This is a genomic window from Streptomyces altiplanensis, from assembly GCF_053591575.1.
Genome location: NZ_JBSFUB010000013.1, coordinates 48,858 through 67,994, shown reverse-complemented (window position 1 = coordinate 67,994; position 19,137 = coordinate 48,858). Strand labels below are relative to the sequence as shown.

The window sequence follows — 19,137 nt, the reverse complement described above, 5'->3', positions numbered from 1 at the left end:
GATCCCGCTAGGCTTTTAGGTAAGGCTGACCTAACCTAATGGACGCCTGTCCGGGAAACAATCCGGGCCCCTGGACGGGAACGTTCAACCGCTGTGCCGTGAGTGCCACCGAGAGAAGACGGGCGAGGGCTTCGGGCCTACTGCTGTGACCACCATGTCCCTGCCACCCCGCCGGCCGTGGTGATCAGGGCGACGAGCCATCCGGGGATGCGCTGGACAGTCAAGTGCAGTCCACCGCAGCGAAGTTCGAAGTGCGGGGGCTGCGTGCCGCTGTCCTCCCTGCGGGTCATAGCCATGGTTCGCAGTCCTCTCGCCGGGCTTCGGTCAGCTTGGTTTGCATGTCCTCTGGCTCCTGTCGCGCGCCGTTGCGTGACGTCGGTGGAAGAAGCGACGCAACGCCACGACGCGAGGTGGGATGTCCGGTCGGCGTCGACGCTATGCAGCGGGGTGAGACGGCCGGGGCGATATCGGCCACGACGCATGCTGTGCGGCGAGTCCATGACACCCCGATCAGCAAGTACTTCGCTGGGGGAGGGGCGTGTTCCGGGCTTCTCAGGGGTTTTCGATGCCCCCTCGGCCTATCGCGCTGATCCCGGGAAAAGCGTATCGCTCCCGCCCCCGGGGCCGTCATGTGCCGCATGTGTACAAAAGAGGGGGTGGAAGTTTGACGTTATGGACATCGTCCCGACGGAATGGACTCTTGGCAGTTTCAAGTCAGTGCGGTAAAAGCGCATTTGTCGTGCGGTTGCAAGGTCGTCGGTGCCACGTCCGCGCGTCCGGCAGCGCCGGTGTGCAGGTAGCAGCGCTGGAGTCTGCGCAGGGTACAGGGGTACGTATACGCGCATGCTGCACGGCAACCCCTGGTCGAACTGCGCGACGGGCCGGATGTGTCCGGCGAGCAGGAGCCTTCGGTGCCCCTTCGGACCATCGCGCCGATCGCGTCACCGGCGCCGATTACCTGCGGGTGGACCACGACGTGGATGCCGAGGAGGTGCCCTGTTCGTCGCTGCGCGGGGGGGGCGCGTGACCGTCGGCGAACTGTTCCCGGCCGTACTCACGGGACACGTGGCGCTCTGTGTCGAGTGGTCGAGTGCAAGACCGTCACGCGCGCCCCGGTGGCCATCCGCTGGATTCAGGAGAACAGCGGCGCCGGCACGGCCCTCCACGCCTGCTCGGAATACGCCGCGAAGCTCGACGCGGGACCGACCGGCTTTGTTCACGAGACTGGGCTCTGGCTCGACTTCTGCGGAGGCGGGGTGCTGCGCGTCCGGGGGCGAGGTGCTTGCCGCAGGCAGGATCGGTCGATGCTGTGTTCTGACATCCTCCCCCTGTGGACACGACAGGTGCGGCGGAGGACATCATCGAGGCCGAGTGGGCGAGTCTTCTCGCTTCAAGCCGAGTGGACGGCGATGTCGTCCGCGCCGCCCACGCCGAACCCAGGCTTCGACAGCTCTTCCCCTGGGTCGGCATGTGGGAGCTGCACTTCAGTCGGTGCACTGAGCACCCCTGCACGTGGGACGTGCCCTACATAGCCCCACGACGGGGTGGGGGCTTCGTCGTCGCGGGGCCTTCCAGGGTGGAGTACGTCGGCGAGGCCGACACTGCTGAGGCAGCCGTGGAGATGGTGGCGGAGCGTCTGCCTCCGGGCTGTGGTCGTGCGGTGGTCGGCAACCGACACGACCTCGCCGCTCTGGAGCAGGAAGGCTGACGCCTGCGCCGTCGGCCCTTCCGAGCGGCGGTTTTCCGGGCGGGGGAAACCTCGCAGAGCCCCGCACAGACGCCGCACCGGCCCCGCACGGACACCGCGCCCCTTACGGCATCCGCCCCATCCCCCGCCCTCACGGCCGCAGAGCGGCGCGTACGAGCCCGAGATCGGCGTCGGAGGCCAGCCCGGCGTGGTACAGGCGCAGTTCGGTCGCCCCCGCTTCGGCCGCGCGGGCCGCGTCCCGGGCGAGTGTGCCGGGGCTGCCGCCCATTCCGGAGACGACGGTGAGGTTGGCGGCGACGACGGTCTCGGGGCCGGCGCGGTGCTCCGCGAAGGGGGCGAGCAGCTCCGGGCCGCCCGTGCACGGCACGACCACGCCGTCCGCGACCCCGAGGACGTGCCGGGGGTCGACGCCCGCGTTCGCCCCGCAGTGGTACGCCGACGGATCGGCGTGCAGCAGCACTTGGAAACCGGGGGGCGCGGCGGCCCGTACCGCCGCGACGGCCGATTCCTGGAGCGTACGGGCGGCCCGGGTGCGCCACGCGAGGGTCGCGGCGGCGGGTCCGGCGCCGATGAGCTTCTCGACGGCGGGCCACCCCTCGCCGCAGGCCCCGGCGGACCACGTGGGCTCCAGGGCGCGGCGTACGGTTTCCCCCAGCTCGTCCGCGTCCGCCCCGGCCTCCGCGTACCCGGTGCGGCAGTCCGGGCAGAAGCAGAGCGACATCAGGTACTGGGCCGCGTCCCCGAGCGCCACCCCGGAGATCTTGTCGTGGGCGTGCAGATGGGCGAGCCCGTACCAGCCGCAGGACTCCAGTTCGGTGCCGCGCGCGCCGGGGCGTACGGCCGCTTCCGCCGCCAGATCGGTCAGGTACGCGCGGACGGCCGGCCGGCCGATGCAGGGCGCCCAGGGGTAGCGGTCGCCGTACGCGTTGACGACGGAGGTGTCCGGGTGGTCGGCGCCGAGGCGGGAGCTGTGGGCGAGGACGGCCCAGGAGTGCACGTCGAGCCCGGCGGCCGCGAGTGCTTCGGCCGCCTCGCCGTACGGGTCGGCGGTGGGCGCCCAGTCCCCGGCGGCGTACGGCCGCAGGCTCCGCCCCGACCAGCGGTCCTCGTCGACGGGGTAGAGCACGGCGGCGTGCGCGGCGGTGACGATCCGGTGGCGGGGGTGACGCGGGGTCAGGGCGCGGGTCGAGTGGTAGGCGGAGGCGAGGGTGACCTGCTGGACGCCGAGGTCCGCGAGGCGCGCGGCGGCGTCCGGGTCGCCGACGACGTCCCACGGGTAGAGGAAGGCCGCGGTCTTCACGCGCGTTCTCCGATCAGGGTCCGGCCGCGCTCGATCAGCTCGGCCAGCATCTTGACGTGTACGGGGTCGGGTTCGCTGAGCGGCGGCCGCACGGTGCCGACCTCCAGGCCGCCGAGCCGCACACCCGCCTTGACGAGCGAGACGGCGTACCCGCGGCCGAGGTTGCGCAGTTCGACGAGCGGGGCGTAGAAGCCGTCGAGCAGGCGGTTGACGGTGTCGTCGTCGCCGGTGTTCAGGGCCCGGTGGAAGGCGAGCGCGATGTCGGGGGCGAAGCAGAAGACGGCGGAGGAGTAGAGGGTGACGCCGATGCCCCGGTAGGCGAGGCCGGTGAGTTCGGCGGTGGGCAGGCCGTTGAAGTAGAGGAAGGGGTGGCCGGGCAGGTCGCGGCGCACGGCGCCGACGATGCGCTGCATCAGGTCCAGGTCGCCGTACCCGTCCTTGAGCCCGATGATGCCCGGCACCCGTGCGAGCGCGACGACGGTCTCGGGGGTGAAGACGGCGTTGTCGCGCTGGTAGACGATGACGTCGAGGGAGGTGGCGGCGGCCAGTTCGGTGTAGTGGCGCAGCAGCCCCCGCTGGTCGGCGGCCACGAGGTACGGGGGCATGGCGAGCAGCCCGTCGGCGCCCGCTTCCTCGGCCGCCTTCGCGTACTGGACGGCGAGCGCCGTGCCGTATCCGGCTCCGGCGACGACGGGCACCCGGCCGGCCGCCTCTTCCACGGCGGCGGCCACGCACGCGCGGAATTCCTCCGGCGTCAGGGCGTGGAACTCCCCGGTGCCGCAGCAGGCGAAGACCGCGGCGGCGCCGGCGTCGATGCCGGCGCGTACGTGCGCGCGGAACGCGTCGAGATCGAGCCGGCCGAGGCCGTCGCCCGGTCCGTACGCGGTGACGGGAAAGAAGAGCAGGCCGTCGAGTCGGCCGGCGAGCGGGGCTGAGGTCACGGGTGCTCCCTGTGCGTGCACAATTATGATCCGCGTCTATGTCCCTGAACGCCGTCACGCTAGGGCAGCCGCCCGGAGCCGGTCAAGACGGAAAGCCGCAAGGCAGAGGCGGATCAGGCTCCTCCGCGCGACACTTGACGCGGTTCGCCGCCACTCCTTAGCGTGTCCACGCATGTGAATACGGTCCACGGACGCGTCCGTTTGCCGTGCCCCCGCGGCCCATGCCGACCACCGCGCCCCGAGGAGACCCGCCGATGCCCGCACCCCGCACCGTCCTGCTGACCGGCGCCGCCGGGGGCCTCGGCACCCTGATGCGCGGACTCCTCCCGGCGTACGGCTACGCGCTGCGCCTCTTCGACGCCACTCCCATAGAGGGCGAGCCGGACGCGATCACCGCCGATCTGGCGGACAAGGAGGCGCTGCGCGAGGCCGTGCGCGGCGTCGACGCGGTCATCCATCTGGCGGGCATCTCGCTGGAGGCGTCCTTCGAGAAGATCATGCGCTCCAACATCGAGGGGACGTACAACCTCTACGAGGCGGCCCGCGAGGAGGGCGTCGGCCGGATCGTCTTCGCCTCGTCGAACCACGCGGTCGGCTTCACCCCCGTCCCCGCCGGGGACGCGCCGCTCATCCCGGTCGCCACCCCGCACCGCCCCGACACCTTCTACGGCCTCTCCAAGGCCTTCGGCGAGGACCTGGCGCAGCTCTACTGGGACCGGCACGGCCTCGAAACCGTCTCGGTGCGGATCGGCTCCTGCTTCATGGAGCCCACCTCGGTACGGATGCTGTCGGTCTGGATGAGCCCCGGCGACGGCGCCCGCCTCTTCCACGCCGCGCTCACCGCCGGGGACGTGGGCCACACCGTCGTCTACGGGTCCTCCGCCAACACCCGTCTGTGGTGGGACCTGTCGTCCGCGCGGGCCCTCGGTTACGAGCCGCAGGACGACTCCGAGCAGTACGCCGAGAAGCTCCTCGCGGACCAGGGCGAGCTCGACCCCGGCAACCCCGACCACGCGCACCTGGGCGGTCACTTCTGCACCAGCCCGCCCCAGTGGCCGTACTGAAACCCGCGCGGCCGTCCGGCGGGCAGGATGTCCCCGTGCCCAGACCTCATGGATTCAGTTACGAGCAGTGCGGCGACGGCCGCGTCGTCATCACCCACCGGGGGCGCCCCGCGGGCACCCTGCGGGGCGCCCGCGCGCAGAAGTTCCTGGCCGAGGCGGAGGCGGGCGACGGCCAGCTGGTCATGGCCCGCTGGACGGGGGCGTACAAGCACGGCAACGAGCGGGTGGCGAAGAATCACCCGCGCAACGGGTGACGGGTAAGGGAACGGCAAAGACGTGTCGGTCGTTAGCCCTGTCATGACCGCAATGACACCCGGCTCGAACATTCCGCTTCCCACCGCCCGCGTGGCCGTGGACGTTGCCGCCCCGGTGCGGCTCGACGTATCGGGCCTGCTGCTCACCGCCGACGGCAAGGTGCGCTCCGACGACGACTTCATCTTCTACAACCAGCCGACGGGCCCCGGTGTCACCTACCGCTCCGGAGGCGGCACCGCCCCCGACGCGATCGTGGTGGACACCTCGGCGGTCCCGCCGGGCATCGAGAAGATCGTGGTCACGGCGAGCCCCGACGCCGCGGGCCAGACCTTCCAGGGCATCGAGCCCACCGCCACCGTGCGGGGCGCCGACGACGGCGCGGTGATCGCCACGTTCACCCCGCCCCAGCTCGGCTCCGAGACGGCGCTGGTGGTCGTCGAGATCTACCTCCGCAACGGCGCGTGGAAGGTGCGCGCGGTCGGCCAGGGGTACGCGAACGGACTCGCCGGCATCGCCACGGACTTCGGCGTCTCGGTGGAGGAGCCCGAGGCGGCCGCTCCCGCCCCCGCCCAGGCGCCCGCGGCGCCGCCCGCGGCGCCGCCCGCGCCCCAGGCGGCCGATCCGAGGATCGCGGCCGCCCCCGCGGCCCCTGCGGCTCCCCCCGCCCCGCCCGCCGCCCCGGCCCCCGCCGCGAGCGGCAAGATCAACCTCGACAAGGGCCGGGTCAGCCTCCAGAAGAACCAGACGGTCTCCCTGGTCAAGGCCGGCCGCCCGCTGCTGTCCCAGGTCAAGATGGGCCTCGGCTGGGAGCCGGCGTTCCGGGGCAAGGACATCGACCTGGACGCGTCCGTCATCGCCTACAACGGGAACCGCAAGCACCTGGACAGCTGCTACTTCGGCAAGCTGTCGATCCTGAACGGCGCCGTCAAGCACTCCGGGGACAACCTCACCGGCGAGGGCGCGGGCGACGACGAGGTGATCACCGTCGACCTCGGCCGCATCCCCGCGGAGGCGACGGGTCTGGTGTTCACGGTGAACTCCTTCACGGGACAGAAGTTCACCGACGTGGCCAAGGCCTACTGCCGTCTGCTGGACGCGGCGACCGGTGAGGAACTGGTCCGCTTCGACCTGACGGGCGCCGAGCCGCAGACGGGAGTGATGATGGCGAAGCTGATCAAGCAGTTCTCGGGAGAATGGGAAATGACCGCGATGGGCGACTTCGTGAAGAGTCGCACCGTTCGCGGCATGGTCAAGCCGGCAGCCCAGGCCCTCTAGCGCTCGCGCGCCGGAGGGACTAGAGCTTGGTCAGTTTGGTGAAAGGACTCAGGATGCGGCCTTGCCGGCCCGCGAAGTCGATGAGAACCGCCGCATCACCTTCGATTGCGATGACCCTCCCGAGTCCGAACTGATCATGCGAGACCCGGTCGCCCACCTCGAAAACCTCGATCGGGGGGGCGTCCGCGGCCGGGACGTTGAAGGGACTGGACGGCAGGTAGCGCCGGGCTCCGGCTGACTTTGTCATTAGTTGAGAGTATGCGCCCCGGGAGGCCGCCACGCCATGCCCGTCCATGATCACTTCACCCCGGGTCACCCGGGGCCGGGTCGGTGGACACGTGCCGACCAGGCGTTCCGGACGGAGTGTGACCGGCCCGGCACCCAGCGAGATTCCGGGAGTGGGCCGGAATGTTCTCCGCCAACCGGGCCTCGTCCGGGGGCTTCACGCCCTGTCGCCGGGCTTTCACACCCCGCCGTCCGCGACGGCCGCGACGGCGAGGAGCAGTCGGCGAGGAGCGGTCCCGGCGGGGCCGGCCGCGAAGCCGCGGCAACCGACCGGCCCCCGTACGCGTCGCAGACGATGTCCGGGACACTGGTCACGAACGAGGTCGCGATCATGACCGTGATCGTCACCACTGGACGGGCCGGACGACCGGTGACCGTACGACCGGGAGGGACCACGGCATGGCCGAGCGCGCGGAGTACCGCACCGTCTCCCTGATCGGAGAGGGCGGTACGGGCCGTGTCCACCTGGCGCGGAACCCCGCCGGGCGGCTGGTCGCCCTCAAGACCGTCCACGAACACCTGACCGCCGCCCCGCGCTTTCGTGAGCGGTTCCGCCGTGAGGCCGCCGCCGCCCTCCGGGTCGGGGGACCCTTCACCGCGACGGTGCTCGACGCCGGCACGGAGGACCAGCGGCCCTGGCTGGCCTCCGAGTTCTGCGTGGGGCCGCCGATCGTCGAGGCCATCACCACGACCGGACCGCTGGGCCCCGCCGACCTCGGCACGTTCGGCTCGGCGCTCGCCGTGGCCCTGTCCGCCATCCACGGCGCGGGGCCCGCCCTCCTCGATCTCAAGCCCTCCCACGTCCTGATCACCCGCCGGGGCCCGAAGATCGTCGACTTCGGCACGGCCGGCCGCTCCGCCGGGTTGAACCCGGCCGACTCCGGTTTCCTCGGGTTCGTCGCCCCCGAGGAGCTGACACCGGGCAGCCGGGCGGACACGCCCGCCGACGTGTTCGCGCTGGGGGCGCTCCTCGCGCTGTCCAGTACGGGGCGCAACCCGTTCGGGTCGGGCAGCGCCGGACAGGTGGCCCACCGGACCCTGCACGACGCCCCCGACCTCCTCGGCGTGCCGGGGGCCGAGTGGCCCGGCTTCCTCGCCCGCTGCCTGGCCGCCGCCCCCGCCGACCGGCCGAGCATGCCCGAGGCCCTCGCCTGGTGCGCGGAGCGGGCCGCCCCCGTGCCGTGGTGGGAACAGGAGCCGGCGGCGGGCCTGATCCGCGAGCACGAGGAGGACCTGGCCGAGCTCCTCGCGGTCAGTGAGGGCGACGGCGCCGCCACGGACCGGTGATGGCGAGCAGGATGCCCGGGTTCTGGATGTTGGCGTAGAGCGTCTTCCCGTCGGGCGAGAAGACGACCCCGGCGAACTCGCTGAACGCGGGCTCGGCCTCGCTCCCCACGTTGAGCTCGTTGCGGGCGATCGGGTACGTACGGCCGCTCTCCGTGGCGCCGAAGAGGTGCTGGCCGCCGTCGCCGTCCTCGGCGATGACCAGACCGCCGTACGGCGAGACGGTGATGTTGTCGGGGCCGTCGAACTGTCCGCCCGTACCGAGCAGCACCTTCAGCGTGAGCGTGCGGCGCTTGGGATCGTAGAACCACACCTGGCCGTCGTGCGGCTCGCCGGGGCTCTCGTCACGGGCGTACGACGAGACGATGTACGCGCCGCCGTCGGCCCACCACATGCCCTCCAGCTTCCGGGCGCGCGTGATGTCCCCGTCGTCGAACTGCTCGCGCACCGGGACCGTCCTGCCGTCCCGGTCGGGCACGTCGATCCAGTCGACGCCGTAGACCGTGCCGATGCGCGTGGCGCGCGACAGGTCGTCGACGAACCGGCCGCCGGAGTCGAAGCACCGGGTGGCCTGGAGGGTGCCCGCGTCGTCGGCGAGCTTGCGGAGCTGTCCGCGGCCGTGCTTGAAGCCGTGCGGCGGGACCCAGCGGAAGAGCAGCCCGTTGGGGGTCGAGTCGTCCTCGGTGAGGTAGGCGTGGCCGCGCTTGGGGTCGATGACGACGGCCTCGTGGTCGAAGCGGCCGAAGGCCTTGACGGGCCGGGGGTCGAGGTTCGCCCGGCGGTCGTAGGGGTCGACCTCGAAGACGTAGCCGTGGTCCTTGGTCATGCCGTTCTCGCCGGCCCGGTCGGAGTTCTCCTCGCAGGTCAGCCAGGTGCCCCAACTGGTGCGCCCGCCCGCGCAGTTGGTCGAGGTCCCCGCGATGCCGACCCACTCGGCGACCTCGCCGCCGCGGTGCACCTCGACGACCGTGCAGCCGCCGGACGCGGCCGGGTCGTACACCAGGCCCTCGGCGAGCGGCACGGGGTGCTTCCACTTGGAACGCACGCCCTTGAGCTCGTGGTTGTTGACGAGGAGCGTCACACCGCGCGGGCCCTCGAAGGCCGCGGTGCCGTCGTGGTTGGACGGTGTGTACTCGCCGGACTCCAGCCTGGTGACACCGGAGTGCGTGATGATCCGGTACGAGAAACCCGCGGGCAGGGCGACGATGCCCTCGGGGTCGGGGACGAGCGGCCCGTAGCCGGGGTCGCGCCGGCCCTTTCCGGCCTCGCCGTCGAAGCCCTCGTTCTCCGCCGGGTCGTCGGCGGCGAGGGCTCCGGGGGCGGTGGCGAGCGCGCCGACGCTGCCGACGAGCGCGACCGAGGCGCCCGTGAGCGCGGAGCGTCTGGCGAAGTCCCTGCGGGTGATCGTCATGCGTACCTCCTGAGGCCCGTGAGGGGCACGTGTTTTCGGCCCCAGACTCCCGCGCGCGTATAAACGAGGGCTGAACAGCGTCCGACGTCCGAGAGGCCACCGTCATGCACCTGCCCCCGCAACCGCCCCCCTCCGGCCGCCGCGTCCTCGTCAGCGGCGCCTCGCGCGGTCTCGGCCGTGCCGTCGCCCACGCCTTCGCGGCGGGCGGCGACCGCGTCGCGGTCCACTACGGCTCCCGGCGCGAGGACGCCGAGCGGACCCTCGGAGGACTCGCAGGTACGGGCCATGTGCTGGTCGGCGGCGACCTGTCCGACCCGGCGGGCGCGGCCGCCGTGGCGGACCTGGCGGCGGAGGGGCTCGGCGGCATCGACATCCTGGTGAACAACGCCGCCGTCAACGAACGTCACCCCCTCGCCGAGACGCCGTACGACGAGTGGGCGGCCGCATGGCAGCGCCACGTGGCCGTCAACCTGCTCGCCACGGCCAATCTCAGCCATCTCGCGGCCCGCCGCATGATCGACCAGGGCACGGGCGGCCGGATCGTCAACATCGGCTCGCGCGGCGCCTTCCGGGGGGAGCCGGACCACCCGGCGTACGGAGCGACGAAGGCGGCGGTGCACGCGCTCGGCCAGTCGCTGGCGGTCTCCCTCGCGCCGTACGGCATCGGGGTGGCGTCCGTGGCGCCGGGATTCTTCGACACCGAGCGCGTGGCGGACCGGCTGCGCGGGGCGGAGGGCGAGGCGATCCGGGCGCAGAGCCCGTTCGGGCGGGTGGCGTCGGCGGAGGAGATCGCGGGCGCGGTGGTGTGGCTGGCGTCGCCGGGCGCGGAGTGGTCCTCGGGGGCGGTGCTGGACCTCAACGGGGCGTCCTACTTGCGGACTTGATGCCGACGGGGACGGGTGCGGGGACGGGTGCGGGTGGCCCTGCGGGGCCTGTTCCCCACCCGGCCCCCTTCCCGCCGCAACGCTCTGCGGCTCCGCCGCGCGGGGGCGCCGGACCGGATCCCGCTCCTCGACCACCGGAGAAACTGGACTTCCCGGCCCGCCGGGGGGCCTGTGGCCCGGAGGACCTTGCCCCCGGGCCGGGGCGGGGCGGGGAGGCGAGCAGGCTCCGCAGGGCCACCCGCATCCGCGCCCCGGCCCCGGCCTCCTCAACCCGACCTGCGCGACCTCGCCTTGAACGCCGCCTTCCGCGCTTCCTTCGCCGCCTTCTTGTCCGGGTGCAGCCGCCCCATCGCCTCCAGGACGTCCGCCGTCGCCGGGTGCTCCACCCGCCAGGCCGCGTCGAAGAAGCCGCTGTGCCGCCCGGTCAGGCCCGCCACCAGCCCCTGCAACTCGTCCGGTTCGCCGTCCGCGTCGAGCTGCGCGGCGATGGTGTCGATCGCGAGCCAGAAGATCATCTCCTCGGGCGGCGGCGGCACGTCCGAAGCGCCGTGCTCGGCGAGCCAGACCCGGGCCAGGCCGCCCAGTTCCGCGTCGTCGAGCACCTCGCGGACCGCGCCCTCCGCCTCCGGGCCGACCAGCGACAGCGCCTGCTGGCTGCGGAGCCTGCGCAGCGGCGCACCGGTGTCGGAGCCACGGGCGGCGGCGAGCAACTCCCGTGCCGCCGCGACCGGTTCGCGGCGGCCGAGCCACAGCTGGGTCTCGGCGCCGGCCGACGCCTCGGGGAAGTACGCGATGCCGTCGAGCAGTGCCTCCGCGCCCTTCTCGGCGAGATCGCCGACGGCGGGCGCGTCGACGCCCGCTTCGAGCATGCGGGCCCGTACCCCGTACAGACCGAGCGGGGTGAGCGCGACCATTCCGTACCGGGAGACGTCCTCGTCGTCGGCGGGCGGTTCGGGCTCCGCGCCCTCCTCCGCCATCAGCGCCTCGTCGACCGGCTGGTAGGCGACGAGCCCGATCGGCTCCAGCACCCTGAACTGGTCGTCGAGGCGCATCATCGCGTCCGACACCTGCTCCAGTACGTCGTCGGTGGGCTCGCCCATGTCGTCGGGCACGATCATCGAGGCGGCGAGCGCGGGCAGCGGCACCGGCCCGTCCGCCGCCCCCTCGGAGACGGTCAGCAGATACAGGTTGCCGAGTACGCCCTCCAGGAACTCGGCCTCCGCCTCCGGGTCCCACTCCAGCGCCTCGAAGTCGATCTGCCCGTCCTCGCCGATGACCCCGGCGAGGTCGTCCAGGACCGGCGCGGTGGCGTCGGCGAAGACGGCGTCGAAGGCGTCGAGCCAGATGGCGAGTACGTCCTGGGGGCTCCCGGAGGTGAGCAGCGCCAGGTTCTCGCCGGCCGTGGCGGTCCCCGTGGCTCCGGAGCCGCCCTCCGAACCCTCCGAACCCTCCGGGCCCTCCGAGCCATCGGCGCCCTCACCGGGGTCCGTCACCTCGACAAGTCCCGCGTCGACGGCGAGCCGCCAGGCCTCGCTCGCCTCGGCCGCACCGTCCTCGTCTGCGGCGAGGCCGAGGTGCTCGGCGGCCTCGGGCAGCTGCTCGTCGACGAGTTCACCGCCCGCGCCGACCCGGGTCGCGGGCCCCGCCCACCGGGCGAGCCGCGCGGCGCGCGCGAGCAGGGGCGAGGTGAGCGCCTCACGCGCCAGCTCTGCGTCGGAGTGGAGCCGCACCGGCGGCAGGGTGGGGCGTTCTCCGGACATCTGGGGGTTCTCCTTGGGCGCATGCGGGTCGGGCGGCCCCCAGCGTAGACGTATTTGCCCCCATGCCACCGGGTTCATGTACCCGTCAAGATCCGTACACCTGGCGCCCCTTGACAACCCCTGGGCCCACACAAGAGATTGACGCGCGTAGAACCTCGTTCGGCCCCCCCTCATCCCTCGCACTCGGAGCCACGTGATGACAGCCCGTTCCTCCTCCCTCCCGAGATCCGCCGCAGTCGCGGCCGTCGTAGCCACCGCACTGGCAGGCGGACTGCCGGCAGGCTCGGCCTCCGCATCCGCGTCCACCACCGCCGAGGTACGGATCCACGACATCCAGGGCACCACCCGGATATCCCCGCTCGTGGGACAGCAGGTCACCGACGTGTCCGGCATCGTCACGGGTGTGCGGACGTACGGCTCGAAGGGCTTCTGGTTCCAGGACCCGCGGGCCGACGCCGACGCCGCCACCAGCGAGGGCGTCTTCGTCTTCACCAGCTCCGCGCCGACCGTCGCCGTCGGCGACGCCGTCAAGGTGTCGGGCACGGTCGGCGAGTACGTTCCCGGCGGCACCTCGTCCGGCAACCAGTCGCTCACCCAGATCTCCAGGCCGGCCGTGACCGTGGTCTCCTCGGGCAACGCGCTGCCCGCGCCGGTCACCGTCTCGGCGAAGTCCGTCCCCGCCGCGTACGCCCCCGAGGGCGACCCGGCGGCGGGCGGCAGCATCAACGCGCTGCCGCTGGACCCGTCGGCGTACGCCCTCGACTACTACGAGTCGCTGGAGGGCAGCAACATCCGCATCGGCTCGTCGCGCGTGGTCGGCGCGACCGACCCGCACTCGGAGCTGTGGGTCACGGTGAAGCCCGGGGAGAACGACAACCGGCGCGGCGGCACGGTGTACGGCTCGTACACCTCCCAGAACACCGGCCGGCTCCAGATCCAGCAGCTCGCCCCGATCTCCCAGCAGCCGTTCCCCAAGGCGAACGTCGGGGACGTGCTGTCGGGTACGACCGAAGGGCCCCTGGACTTCAACCAGTACGGCGGCTACACGCTCACGGCCCGCACCCTCGGCACGGTCACCGACCGCGGCCTGGAGCGCGAGTCGACCCGGCCGCAGCGCCGCGGCGAGCTGGCGGTGGCGACGTACAACGTCGAGAACCTCGACCCCGGCGACCCGCAGGCGAAGTTCGACGCGCTGGCGGCGGCGGTCGTGGACAACCTCGCCTCGCCCGACATCCTCGCCCTGGAGGAGATCCAGGACGACAACGGCGCGAAGAACGACGGCACCGTCTCCGCCGGGGAGACGCTGAAGAAGTTCACGGCCGCGATCGCGGCGGCCGGCGGCCCGTCGTACGCCTGGCGCACGGTCGACCCCGTCAACAACAAGGACGGCGGCGAGCCGGGCGGCAACATCCGCCAGGTCTTCCTCTTCAACCCCGAGCGGGTCTCCTTCACCGACCGCGGGGCCGGCGACGCCGCCACCGCGACCGGTGTCGTACGGGAGAAGGGCCGCGCGGCCCTGACCCACTCCCCCGGCCGCATCGACCCGGCGAACGCGGCCTGGGAGAACAGCCGCAAGCCGCTCGCCGGCGAGTTCACCTTCCGCGGCCGTACGGTCTTCGTGATCGCCAACCACTTCGGCTCGAAGGGCGGCGACGAGGGCCTGCCGTCGCACCACCAGCCGCCGGTGCGCACGTCGGAGGTCAAGCGGCTGGAGCAGGCGCAGGCGGTCAACTCCTTCGTCAAGGACATCCTCAAGGCCCAGCGGAACGCGGACGTCCTGGTCCTGGGCGACATCAACGACTTCGAGTTCTCGGCGACGACGAAGGCGCTGACGGCGGACGGCGCGCTCTTCCCGGCGGTCAAGTCCCTGCCCCGCTCGGAGCGTTACTCGTACGTCTTCCAAGGCAACAGCCAGGTCCTGGACCAGATCCTGACCAGCCCGTCGATCAGGGACTTCACGTACGACAGCGTGCACATCAACGCGGAGTTCGCCGAGCAGAACAGCGACCACGACCCGCAGGTGCTGCGCTTCCGCCCGTAGTCTCCGCTCCCCCGCACGCCCGCGCCGAGGCCGAGCGCGGGCGTGCACCGCTGCACGCCGCCACCCGTCACGCCCGGGGAGGTGTGCAGGGCGGTACGTTCCGCACGGGCACGGCGGTTCCTCCTCGTCCGGCGCACCACCGGGGCGCGTCCCCGTGCCCCGTGCCCCGTGCCGAGGCGTGAAGTCCGGTCGAGGCCGAACGGACCGCTCACCGCGGCTGTGCCAGAATCCGGACCATGATCTTCCGTACCGCCACCCGCCAGGACCTGCCCGCCGTCCTCGCTCTCCTCGCGGACGAGGAGAAGGCCGTCGACCCGGCGTCGGTCGTCGTCGACGCGGCGTACGAGCGGGCCTTCGCGGCGATCGACAGCGACAGCCGCAACGAGATGCTGGTCCTGGCCGACGGGTCCGGCACGGTGCTGGGCTGCCTCCAGGCGACGTACATACCGGGCCTCGGCAAGCACGGCGGCGAGCGGGCCCTCATCGAGGCGGTACGGGTCAGGGCGGACCGGCGCGGGGAGGGGCTCGGGCGTGAGCTCGTCACGCGGGCCGTCGAGCGGGCCCGCGAGCGTGGCTGCGCGCTGGTCCAGCTGACCAGCAGCAAGCGGCGCGGCGACGCGCACCGCTTCTACGCCTCGCTCGGATTCGCGCGCAGTCACGAGGGGTTCAAGCTCGCCCTCTGAGGCCGGGAGGGCAGGCGGTCAGCCGGCGGACCCGGCGCTCCAGGCGGTCAGGGTGAGTTCGTCCACTGTCCGGACATCGCTGCCCTCCAGCGCAAACCTCCGCGCCTTCTCGCCGGCGGCCGGGGCGATCTCCAGGGCGGACGCCTGCTGCAGCCGCCCGGTCTTCGGATTGCTCGTCCAGGAGAGGAGCGACCGCACGCTCTCGCCCGGATCGAGAACCACCGGGGCGGGGCCCTTGTCCTGGCCCATGTACGAGGAACCGCGGTTCACCCAGATGTCGAGGACCTTGCCGTCGGGGTCCAGCGCCTGGACGGTGGGGTACCCGTAGACCTGGTGGGGCTCCTTGCCGCAGTTGGTCAGGGTGAGTCCGACGGCCCGGTGGCCGAGAGCCGCCTGCACCTCGCCCATGGACACCTCGGGGCGCCCGGACGAACAGCGGCCCGGCGGGGTCCCCGCCGGGGAGGCCGGGGGCGCCGGAGGCCGTTCCGGTCCGCGCGCGGCGGGGCCGGGCGCGGACGGCGCCGAAGGGGTGGCGCTGTGCGCCGGGGCCGGCTTCGCCGTGGGCGTCGGCTCCGGTTCGCCCTCGCCGTCCGGTACGAGAACGCCGGCGCACCCCGCCAGGACCAGCGCTCCGGTGAACGCCAGTACGGTCGCGATCCCGGCTCTTCGTACACTCATGCGCCTGCTCCCCCGCCTCGGTGCCGCCTCGATGCCGCCTCGGTGCCGCGACAGGTGTCCGCCCCGCCGCCGCCTCCGTCGCCCTGGCCGCGCCGTCGGTCCCGTCGGCCGTGGAGTGCCGATCATGCCAGACACCACACGGCGCACCCTCAACTGTTCAGCCCTGCTTACCGCTCGCGCAAAGGAAATCTAAGTAGACCTTCACCATCCGACGGCCGAGACTCACCGTATGACAGCATCAGGTCCCTTCGGCCGCGCCCTGTGCGCAATGATCACGCCCTTCGCCCCCGGGGGCGCGCTGGACCTGGACGGCGCCCAGACGCTCGCGGAGCGCCTGGTGTCCGACGGCGGCTGCGAGGGTCTCGTACTGAACGGCACCACCGGCGAGTCCCCGACCACCACCGACGCCGAGAAGAGCGCGCTCGTACGGGCCGTGTGCGAGGCGGTCGGCGACCGGGCCGCGGTCCTCGCCGGGGTGGGAAGCGCCGACACCCGGCACACCGTCGAGCTGGCGCGGGCGGCCGAACGGGCAGGCGCCGACGGGCTGCTGGTCGTCACGCCGTACTACAGCCGGCCGCCCCAGGAGGCCGTGGAGGCACACTTCCTGCGGGTCGCGGACTCGGTCGGCGTCCCGCTGATGCTGTACGACATCCCCGGCCGCACCGGCACCCGCATCGAGGCCGGGACGATGCTGCGGCTCGCCCGCCATCCGCGCATCACCGCGGTGAAGGACTGCGCGCACGACCTGCTGGGCAGCGCCACCGTCATCTCCCGGACGGACCTCGCGTACTACTCGGGCTCCGAGGAGCTCAACCTGCCGCTCTACGCGATCGGCGGCGCCGGCTATGTCAGTACGGTCGCCAACTCCGCGCCCCGCGCGCTGCGGGCGGTGCTCGACGCGTACGACGCCGGGGACACGGCGGGAGCCACCCGCGCCCACCTGCGCGCGCTGCCCCTCGTCACGCTGACGATGGCGTCGGGCCTGCCCGGCACGGTCACCACGAAGGGGCTGCTCGGCGCGCTCGGCCTGCCGGCGGGCCCGGTCAGGGAACCACTGCAGCCCGCCGACCCGACCACGGTCGACGGGCTGCTCAAGGCGTACGGGGAACTCTCGGAACGCACGGAACTGGCAGGACCGGCAGGGCCGGGTCAGTCCCAGACGTAGGTCCGTCCGAGGATCGCGGCGTGCTCCAGCACGTCCTCCGCCGGGTCGTCGATCTGACCGGTGGAGAAGAGCATCACGCGGGGCGCGTTGTGCGAGTCCCTGTGCGTCTCGTCGGCGTGCGCCGCCCCGGCGGGCAGCCCCACCGCCATGAGTACCGCACCGCATCCGGTGATCCACCGGGCCAGTGCCCGTGTCTGCTGCTCCTTCATGCCGCTCCCTCACCGTGACTCTTGTGACTCTTCGTCCAATGTGGCGACCTGCCTATCCACCCGAACGGCCCAAAGGTCACGCGAGGTCACCCGTCAGAGTGCGGTTCACGGCGGCGAGTACGGCGGACACCGACGCGGTCAGCACAGAGGTCCCCCGGGGCCCGCGCCCCAGCAGGACGCGCCCTCGACACGGCACCCGGCGTACGCGAGCAACCGCACGTCCTCCTGCACATCGACCGGGTCCGACGCGGCCCGCCCTCCCTCGCCCGTCCGTCCGCCCGTCGGCAACAATGCCCGCGGCGGGCATCATGCCGCCGAGGCAGCGCTCAGGTCAGCTGCCGAGGAGACGGCTGTCGAAGCCGGCAGCGAGGAGAGCTTCATAGGCATCGCGCACGTCCTCCGGGACGTCCTGCTCGACGGCGAACCCGCGCTTCGGATACTCGATCACCCGCTGGAGGTCGCCGACGAGCATGTCGAGGACAAGCTTTTCGTCAGCGATGCCCTTGAGGTAGTCGTCGAATTCCAATGGCTCCGAAGCGCAGAGAACCTCCACCTCGGGCCACATCTTGCGGGCTGTAGCGAAGGAGCGGCGCTCCATGTACGGCTTGGAGACCAGCAGCACCGTGGAAGGGCTGACCCCGGTCTCGGCCAGCACCTGCCGGGAGAAGGTGATGTTCTGGCCGGTGTTCCCTGCCTTCGGCTCCAACAGGATCGCGGAGTCGGGGACACCGAGTGCGAGGGCGTGCTCGCGAAAGTGCACAGCCTCTCCGCGCGGGAAGCGGGCTGCGGTGGTGCGGCTGTTGCTGCCGGTGAACACAAGGGTGGGAAACAGCCCGGCGCGGTACAGCTCGGCGGAGAAGGTGGCCACTCCGAGGTCGTGGCTGCCCAGGCCGATCGCGACATCGACCGGCCGCAGTTCGTGCCCCATCCTGTGGTAGTCCCAGATCAGCCTGGCCTTCTCCAACTGGTCCTCGGTGATGCCCCACTGGTTGCCCGTAGCTCGCGTCACTGGCGTCACTCTCTGCTCGCTGTCGCCGGGCGTGTGCGCCCCATGGCTGGTGGACCGGATGCCCTCGATGCTGCGGAGTTGGTGATGGAGGCCGTACTGGACAGCCACCTTCGCGGCTCGGTCGAGCACCTGCAAGCCATCATCCCGGGTTGCCTGGTCGGACAGGAGGATGTGGCCGTGAGCAGTGTCCAGGCGTACGCGTTGCATCGGTGAGTCGGTCGTTCCGGTGGTGCGGGCGACGTCGATGAAGTGGAGGGCAGCGCCCAGGTCCCCTGCGCCACGGTGTGCGAGGGCAAGTTTTTGATGAGCAACCGACCAGTCCTCGGGCTCGGAGAGTTCTTCGAACTCGCGAGTGGCAGCGAGCATGACTCGGGAGGCATAGCCGTGGTTGCCGTCCTTGCTCAGTGCGGTGCCCACCCATAGCCGAGCGCGTGCGCGATCACGGCGGGAAAGCCGGTCGTCGACGGCGAGAGCTTCGTAGTGACGGGCAGCGGTCTCCAGTTGGCCGGACATCTCGGAGACCACAGCCACCGACAAGTCCATCTGAGCGACCCGACGTGGAATGTCGAGCTGAGTGAACACCGAACGGGCCCCGGCATAGGAACGCTGCGCCGAGAGAGGCCCGCGCACCAAGCCCTGATCACGATGAAGATCACCGAGCAGAACTGTCGAACGGGCGTACAAGTAAAGCCCCTTGTCATCCAGCTCGACTGGCCGGAAGCGAGTCAGCCAGCGCCGCAGCAGGTCGTCGGCGAAGACGAAGTTCTGACCGGCCAGTGCCACGGCGGCGCGGTCCAGGTCGTCGGTCCAGGACTCATACTCCCAGCCCCTCGGGCCGACGGCGGTCACCCGCCGCCCTGATTCCTCCGCCAGGCGACCGGCCTCCGCCAGGTTGGTCTCGAACCTCAGGTGTGCTGCCGCATCGGCCCGAGCAAGCGCGGTGTCCAAGATGGCCTGCGTATCAGGCCGAGGTTCGGTTGCGGTACGAAGCTTCTCCCACTTCGAGACGGTGCGTACGCCCACGCCGAGGTGCTCTGCGAAGGTGCGGACACTCATGCGCAGCGCAAACCGAAGAGCCCTGGCTTCCAGGCCCGTCCAGTGGTGCACGGTCGCCACGCGTCACTCCCTTCCGATCGTCATGGAAGCACGGGCCGCGAGGCAGGGAGGACGTAAGTGCCACGAAAG

The 19,137-nt window shown here is 71.9% G+C and carries 18 protein-coding genes and 1 pseudogene; 9 read left to right on the top strand and 10 right to left on the bottom strand.

Annotated features, from left to right (window positions below):
- Window positions 1–137: 137 nt before the first annotated feature.
- Window positions 138–296 (bottom strand): hypothetical protein, encoded by a 159-nt coding sequence (locus ACWD0Y_RS09315; RefSeq protein WP_450259758.1) that lies wholly within the window; start codon window positions 294–296, stop codon window positions 138–140.
- A 1,034-nt stretch (window positions 297–1,330) separates the two neighbouring features.
- On the opposite strand from ACWD0Y_RS09315, the gene ACWD0Y_RS09310 reads away from it, so the two are divergent.
- Window positions 1,331–1,708: a DUF6193 family natural product biosynthesis protein gene (locus ACWD0Y_RS09310; RefSeq protein WP_450259757.1), complete on the top strand. Its 378-nt coding sequence runs from the start codon at window positions 1,331–1,333 to the stop codon at window positions 1,706–1,708.
- A 130-nt stretch (window positions 1,709–1,838) separates the two neighbouring features.
- Here ACWD0Y_RS09310 and ACWD0Y_RS09305 read toward each other — a convergent pair whose 3' ends face one another.
- Both ACWD0Y_RS09305 and ACWD0Y_RS09300 read right to left on the bottom strand, forming a co-directional pair.
- Window positions 1,839–3,008, bottom strand: coding sequence for a hypothetical protein (locus ACWD0Y_RS09305; protein ID WP_450259756.1), 1,170 nt, complete (start codon window positions 3,006–3,008; stop codon window positions 1,839–1,841).
- On the bottom strand, window positions 3,005–3,949 hold the full coding sequence (locus ACWD0Y_RS09300) for a 5-dehydro-4-deoxyglucarate dehydratase (RefSeq protein WP_093801427.1): 945 nt from the start codon (window positions 3,947–3,949) through the stop codon (window positions 3,005–3,007). Before ACWD0Y_RS09300 ends, ACWD0Y_RS09305 begins: the two co-directional genes overlap by 4 nt.
- A 254-nt stretch (window positions 3,950–4,203) precedes the next feature.
- Between ACWD0Y_RS09300 and ACWD0Y_RS09295 the strand changes: the two genes are divergently transcribed.
- The 3 genes from ACWD0Y_RS09295 to ACWD0Y_RS09285 are packed head-to-tail and all read left to right on the top strand — an operon-like array spanning window position 4,204 to window position 6,543.
- Complete coding sequence (locus ACWD0Y_RS09295) at window positions 4,204–5,013, top strand: NAD-dependent epimerase/dehydratase family protein (protein ID WP_450259755.1); 810 nt, start codon at window positions 4,204–4,206, stop codon at window positions 5,011–5,013.
- A gap of 35 nt (window positions 5,014–5,048) precedes the next feature.
- Entirely contained in the window at window positions 5,049–5,267 is a 219-nt protein-coding gene (locus ACWD0Y_RS09290; protein WP_450259754.1) for a hypothetical protein, read from the top strand.
- A 43-nt stretch (window positions 5,268–5,310) separates the two neighbouring features.
- Window positions 5,311–6,543, top strand: coding sequence for a TerD family protein (locus ACWD0Y_RS09285; RefSeq protein ID WP_450259753.1), 1,233 nt, complete (start codon window positions 5,311–5,313; stop codon window positions 6,541–6,543).
- Window positions 6,544–6,562: 19 nt separating this feature from the next.
- On the opposite strand, the gene ACWD0Y_RS09280 is transcribed toward ACWD0Y_RS09285, so the two are convergent.
- The gene (locus ACWD0Y_RS09280) at window positions 6,563–6,790 is read right to left on the bottom strand and encodes a hypothetical protein (RefSeq protein ID WP_093803617.1); all 228 of its coding nucleotides are present in this window, start codon (window positions 6,788–6,790) and stop codon (window positions 6,563–6,565) included.
- 437 nt (window positions 6,791–7,227) lie between these two features.
- Here ACWD0Y_RS09280 and ACWD0Y_RS09275 point away from each other — a divergent pair, with 437 nt between their 5' ends.
- Window positions 7,228–8,115 (top strand): serine/threonine-protein kinase, encoded by an 888-nt coding sequence (locus ACWD0Y_RS09275; RefSeq protein ID WP_450259752.1) that lies wholly within the window; start codon window positions 7,228–7,230, stop codon window positions 8,113–8,115.
- Here the strand turns inward: ACWD0Y_RS09275 and ACWD0Y_RS09270 are convergent.
- Complete coding sequence (locus ACWD0Y_RS09270; RefSeq protein WP_450259751.1) at window positions 8,081–9,523, bottom strand: alkaline phosphatase PhoX; 1,443 nt, start codon at window positions 9,521–9,523, stop codon at window positions 8,081–8,083. The genes ACWD0Y_RS09275 and ACWD0Y_RS09270 overlap by 35 nt on opposite strands.
- A 104-nt stretch (window positions 9,524–9,627) precedes the next feature.
- Between ACWD0Y_RS09270 and ACWD0Y_RS09265 the strand changes: the two genes are divergently transcribed.
- A complete protein-coding gene (locus ACWD0Y_RS09265; protein WP_450259750.1) occupies window positions 9,628–10,407 on the top strand; it encodes an SDR family NAD(P)-dependent oxidoreductase in 780 nt (259 codons plus the stop codon).
- Between the two features lie 266 nt (window positions 10,408–10,673).
- Here ACWD0Y_RS09265 and ACWD0Y_RS09260 read toward each other — a convergent pair whose 3' ends face one another.
- Window positions 10,674–12,167 carry a hypothetical protein gene (locus ACWD0Y_RS09260; RefSeq protein ID WP_450259749.1) on the bottom strand — a complete coding sequence of 498 codons (1,494 nt, stop codon included), beginning with the start codon at window positions 12,165–12,167 and terminating at the stop codon, window positions 10,674–10,676.
- 196 nt (window positions 12,168–12,363) lie between these two features.
- Here ACWD0Y_RS09260 and ACWD0Y_RS09255 point away from each other — a divergent pair, with 196 nt between their 5' ends.
- Window positions 12,364–14,208, top strand: a complete 1,845-nt coding sequence (locus tag ACWD0Y_RS09255) for an endonuclease/exonuclease/phosphatase family protein (RefSeq protein ID WP_450259748.1) — start codon at window positions 12,364–12,366, stop codon at window positions 14,206–14,208.
- A gap of 236 nt (window positions 14,209–14,444) precedes the next feature.
- Window positions 14,445–14,891, top strand: coding sequence for an N-acetyltransferase family protein (locus tag ACWD0Y_RS09250; protein ID WP_450259747.1), 447 nt, complete (start codon window positions 14,445–14,447; stop codon window positions 14,889–14,891).
- Window positions 14,892–14,909: 18 nt separating this feature from the next.
- Here ACWD0Y_RS09250 and ACWD0Y_RS09245 read toward each other — a convergent pair whose 3' ends face one another.
- Window positions 14,910–15,569: a DUF4232 domain-containing protein gene (locus ACWD0Y_RS09245; protein ID WP_450259746.1), complete on the bottom strand. Its 660-nt coding sequence runs from the start codon at window positions 15,567–15,569 to the stop codon at window positions 14,910–14,912.
- Between the two features lie 229 nt (window positions 15,570–15,798).
- On the opposite strand from ACWD0Y_RS09245, the gene dapA reads away from it, so the two are divergent.
- Complete coding sequence (gene dapA / locus ACWD0Y_RS09240; RefSeq protein ID WP_450259745.1) at window positions 15,799–16,734, top strand: 4-hydroxy-tetrahydrodipicolinate synthase; 936 nt, start codon at window positions 15,799–15,801, stop codon at window positions 16,732–16,734.
- Here the strand turns inward: dapA and ACWD0Y_RS09235 are convergent.
- From ACWD0Y_RS09235 to ACWD0Y_RS09225, 3 genes and pseudogenes are all read right to left on the bottom strand, one after another.
- The gene (locus ACWD0Y_RS09235) at window positions 16,719–16,943 is read right to left on the bottom strand and encodes a hypothetical protein (RefSeq protein WP_450259809.1); all 225 of its coding nucleotides are present in this window, start codon (window positions 16,941–16,943) and stop codon (window positions 16,719–16,721) included. The genes dapA and ACWD0Y_RS09235 overlap by 16 nt on opposite strands.
- A 331-nt stretch (window positions 16,944–17,274) precedes the next feature.
- The gene (locus ACWD0Y_RS09230; RefSeq protein WP_450259805.1) at window positions 17,275–17,952 is read right to left on the bottom strand and encodes a YdcF family protein; all 678 of its coding nucleotides are present in this window, start codon (window positions 17,950–17,952) and stop codon (window positions 17,275–17,277) included.
- Window positions 17,953–17,979: 27 nt separating this feature from the next.
- A pseudogene (locus ACWD0Y_RS09225) lies at window positions 17,980–19,068 on the bottom strand (helix-turn-helix domain-containing protein); the annotation flags it as partial.
- Between the last annotated feature and the right edge of the window lie 69 nt (window positions 19,069–19,137).

Coding starts and splice junctions, on each gene's coding strand:
- ACWD0Y_RS09270 (WP_450259751.1), bottom strand. CDS start 9,523: ATGACGATCACCCGCAGGGACTTCGCCAGACGCTCCGCGCTCACGGGC.
- ACWD0Y_RS09265 (WP_450259750.1), top strand. CDS start 9,628: ATGCACCTGCCCCCGCAACCGCCCCCCTCCGGCCGCCGCGTCCTCGTC.
- ACWD0Y_RS09245 (WP_450259746.1), bottom strand. CDS start 15,569: ATGAGTGTACGAAGAGCCGGGATCGCGACCGTACTGGCGTTCACCGGA.
- ACWD0Y_RS09285 (WP_450259753.1), top strand. CDS start 5,311: ATGACCGCAATGACACCCGGCTCGAACATTCCGCTTCCCACCGCCCGC.
- ACWD0Y_RS09235 (WP_450259809.1), bottom strand. CDS start 16,943: ATGAAGGAGCAGCAGACACGGGCACTGGCCCGGTGGATCACCGGATGC.
- dapA (WP_450259745.1), top strand. CDS start 15,799: ATGACAGCATCAGGTCCCTTCGGCCGCGCCCTGTGCGCAATGATCACG.
- ACWD0Y_RS09295 (WP_450259755.1), top strand. CDS start 4,204: ATGCCCGCACCCCGCACCGTCCTGCTGACCGGCGCCGCCGGGGGCCTC.
- ACWD0Y_RS09275 (WP_450259752.1), top strand. CDS start 7,228: ATGGCCGAGCGCGCGGAGTACCGCACCGTCTCCCTGATCGGAGAGGGC.
- ACWD0Y_RS09260 (WP_450259749.1), bottom strand. CDS start 12,167: ATGTCCGGAGAACGCCCCACCCTGCCGCCGGTGCGGCTCCACTCCGAC.
- ACWD0Y_RS09315 (WP_450259758.1), bottom strand. CDS start 296: ATGGCTATGACCCGCAGGGAGGACAGCGGCACGCAGCCCCCGCACTTC.
- ACWD0Y_RS09255 (WP_450259748.1), top strand. CDS start 12,364: ATGACAGCCCGTTCCTCCTCCCTCCCGAGATCCGCCGCAGTCGCGGCC.
- ACWD0Y_RS09280 (WP_093803617.1), bottom strand. CDS start 6,790: ATGACAAAGTCAGCCGGAGCCCGGCGCTACCTGCCGTCCAGTCCCTTC.
- ACWD0Y_RS09250 (WP_450259747.1), top strand. CDS start 14,445: ATGATCTTCCGTACCGCCACCCGCCAGGACCTGCCCGCCGTCCTCGCT.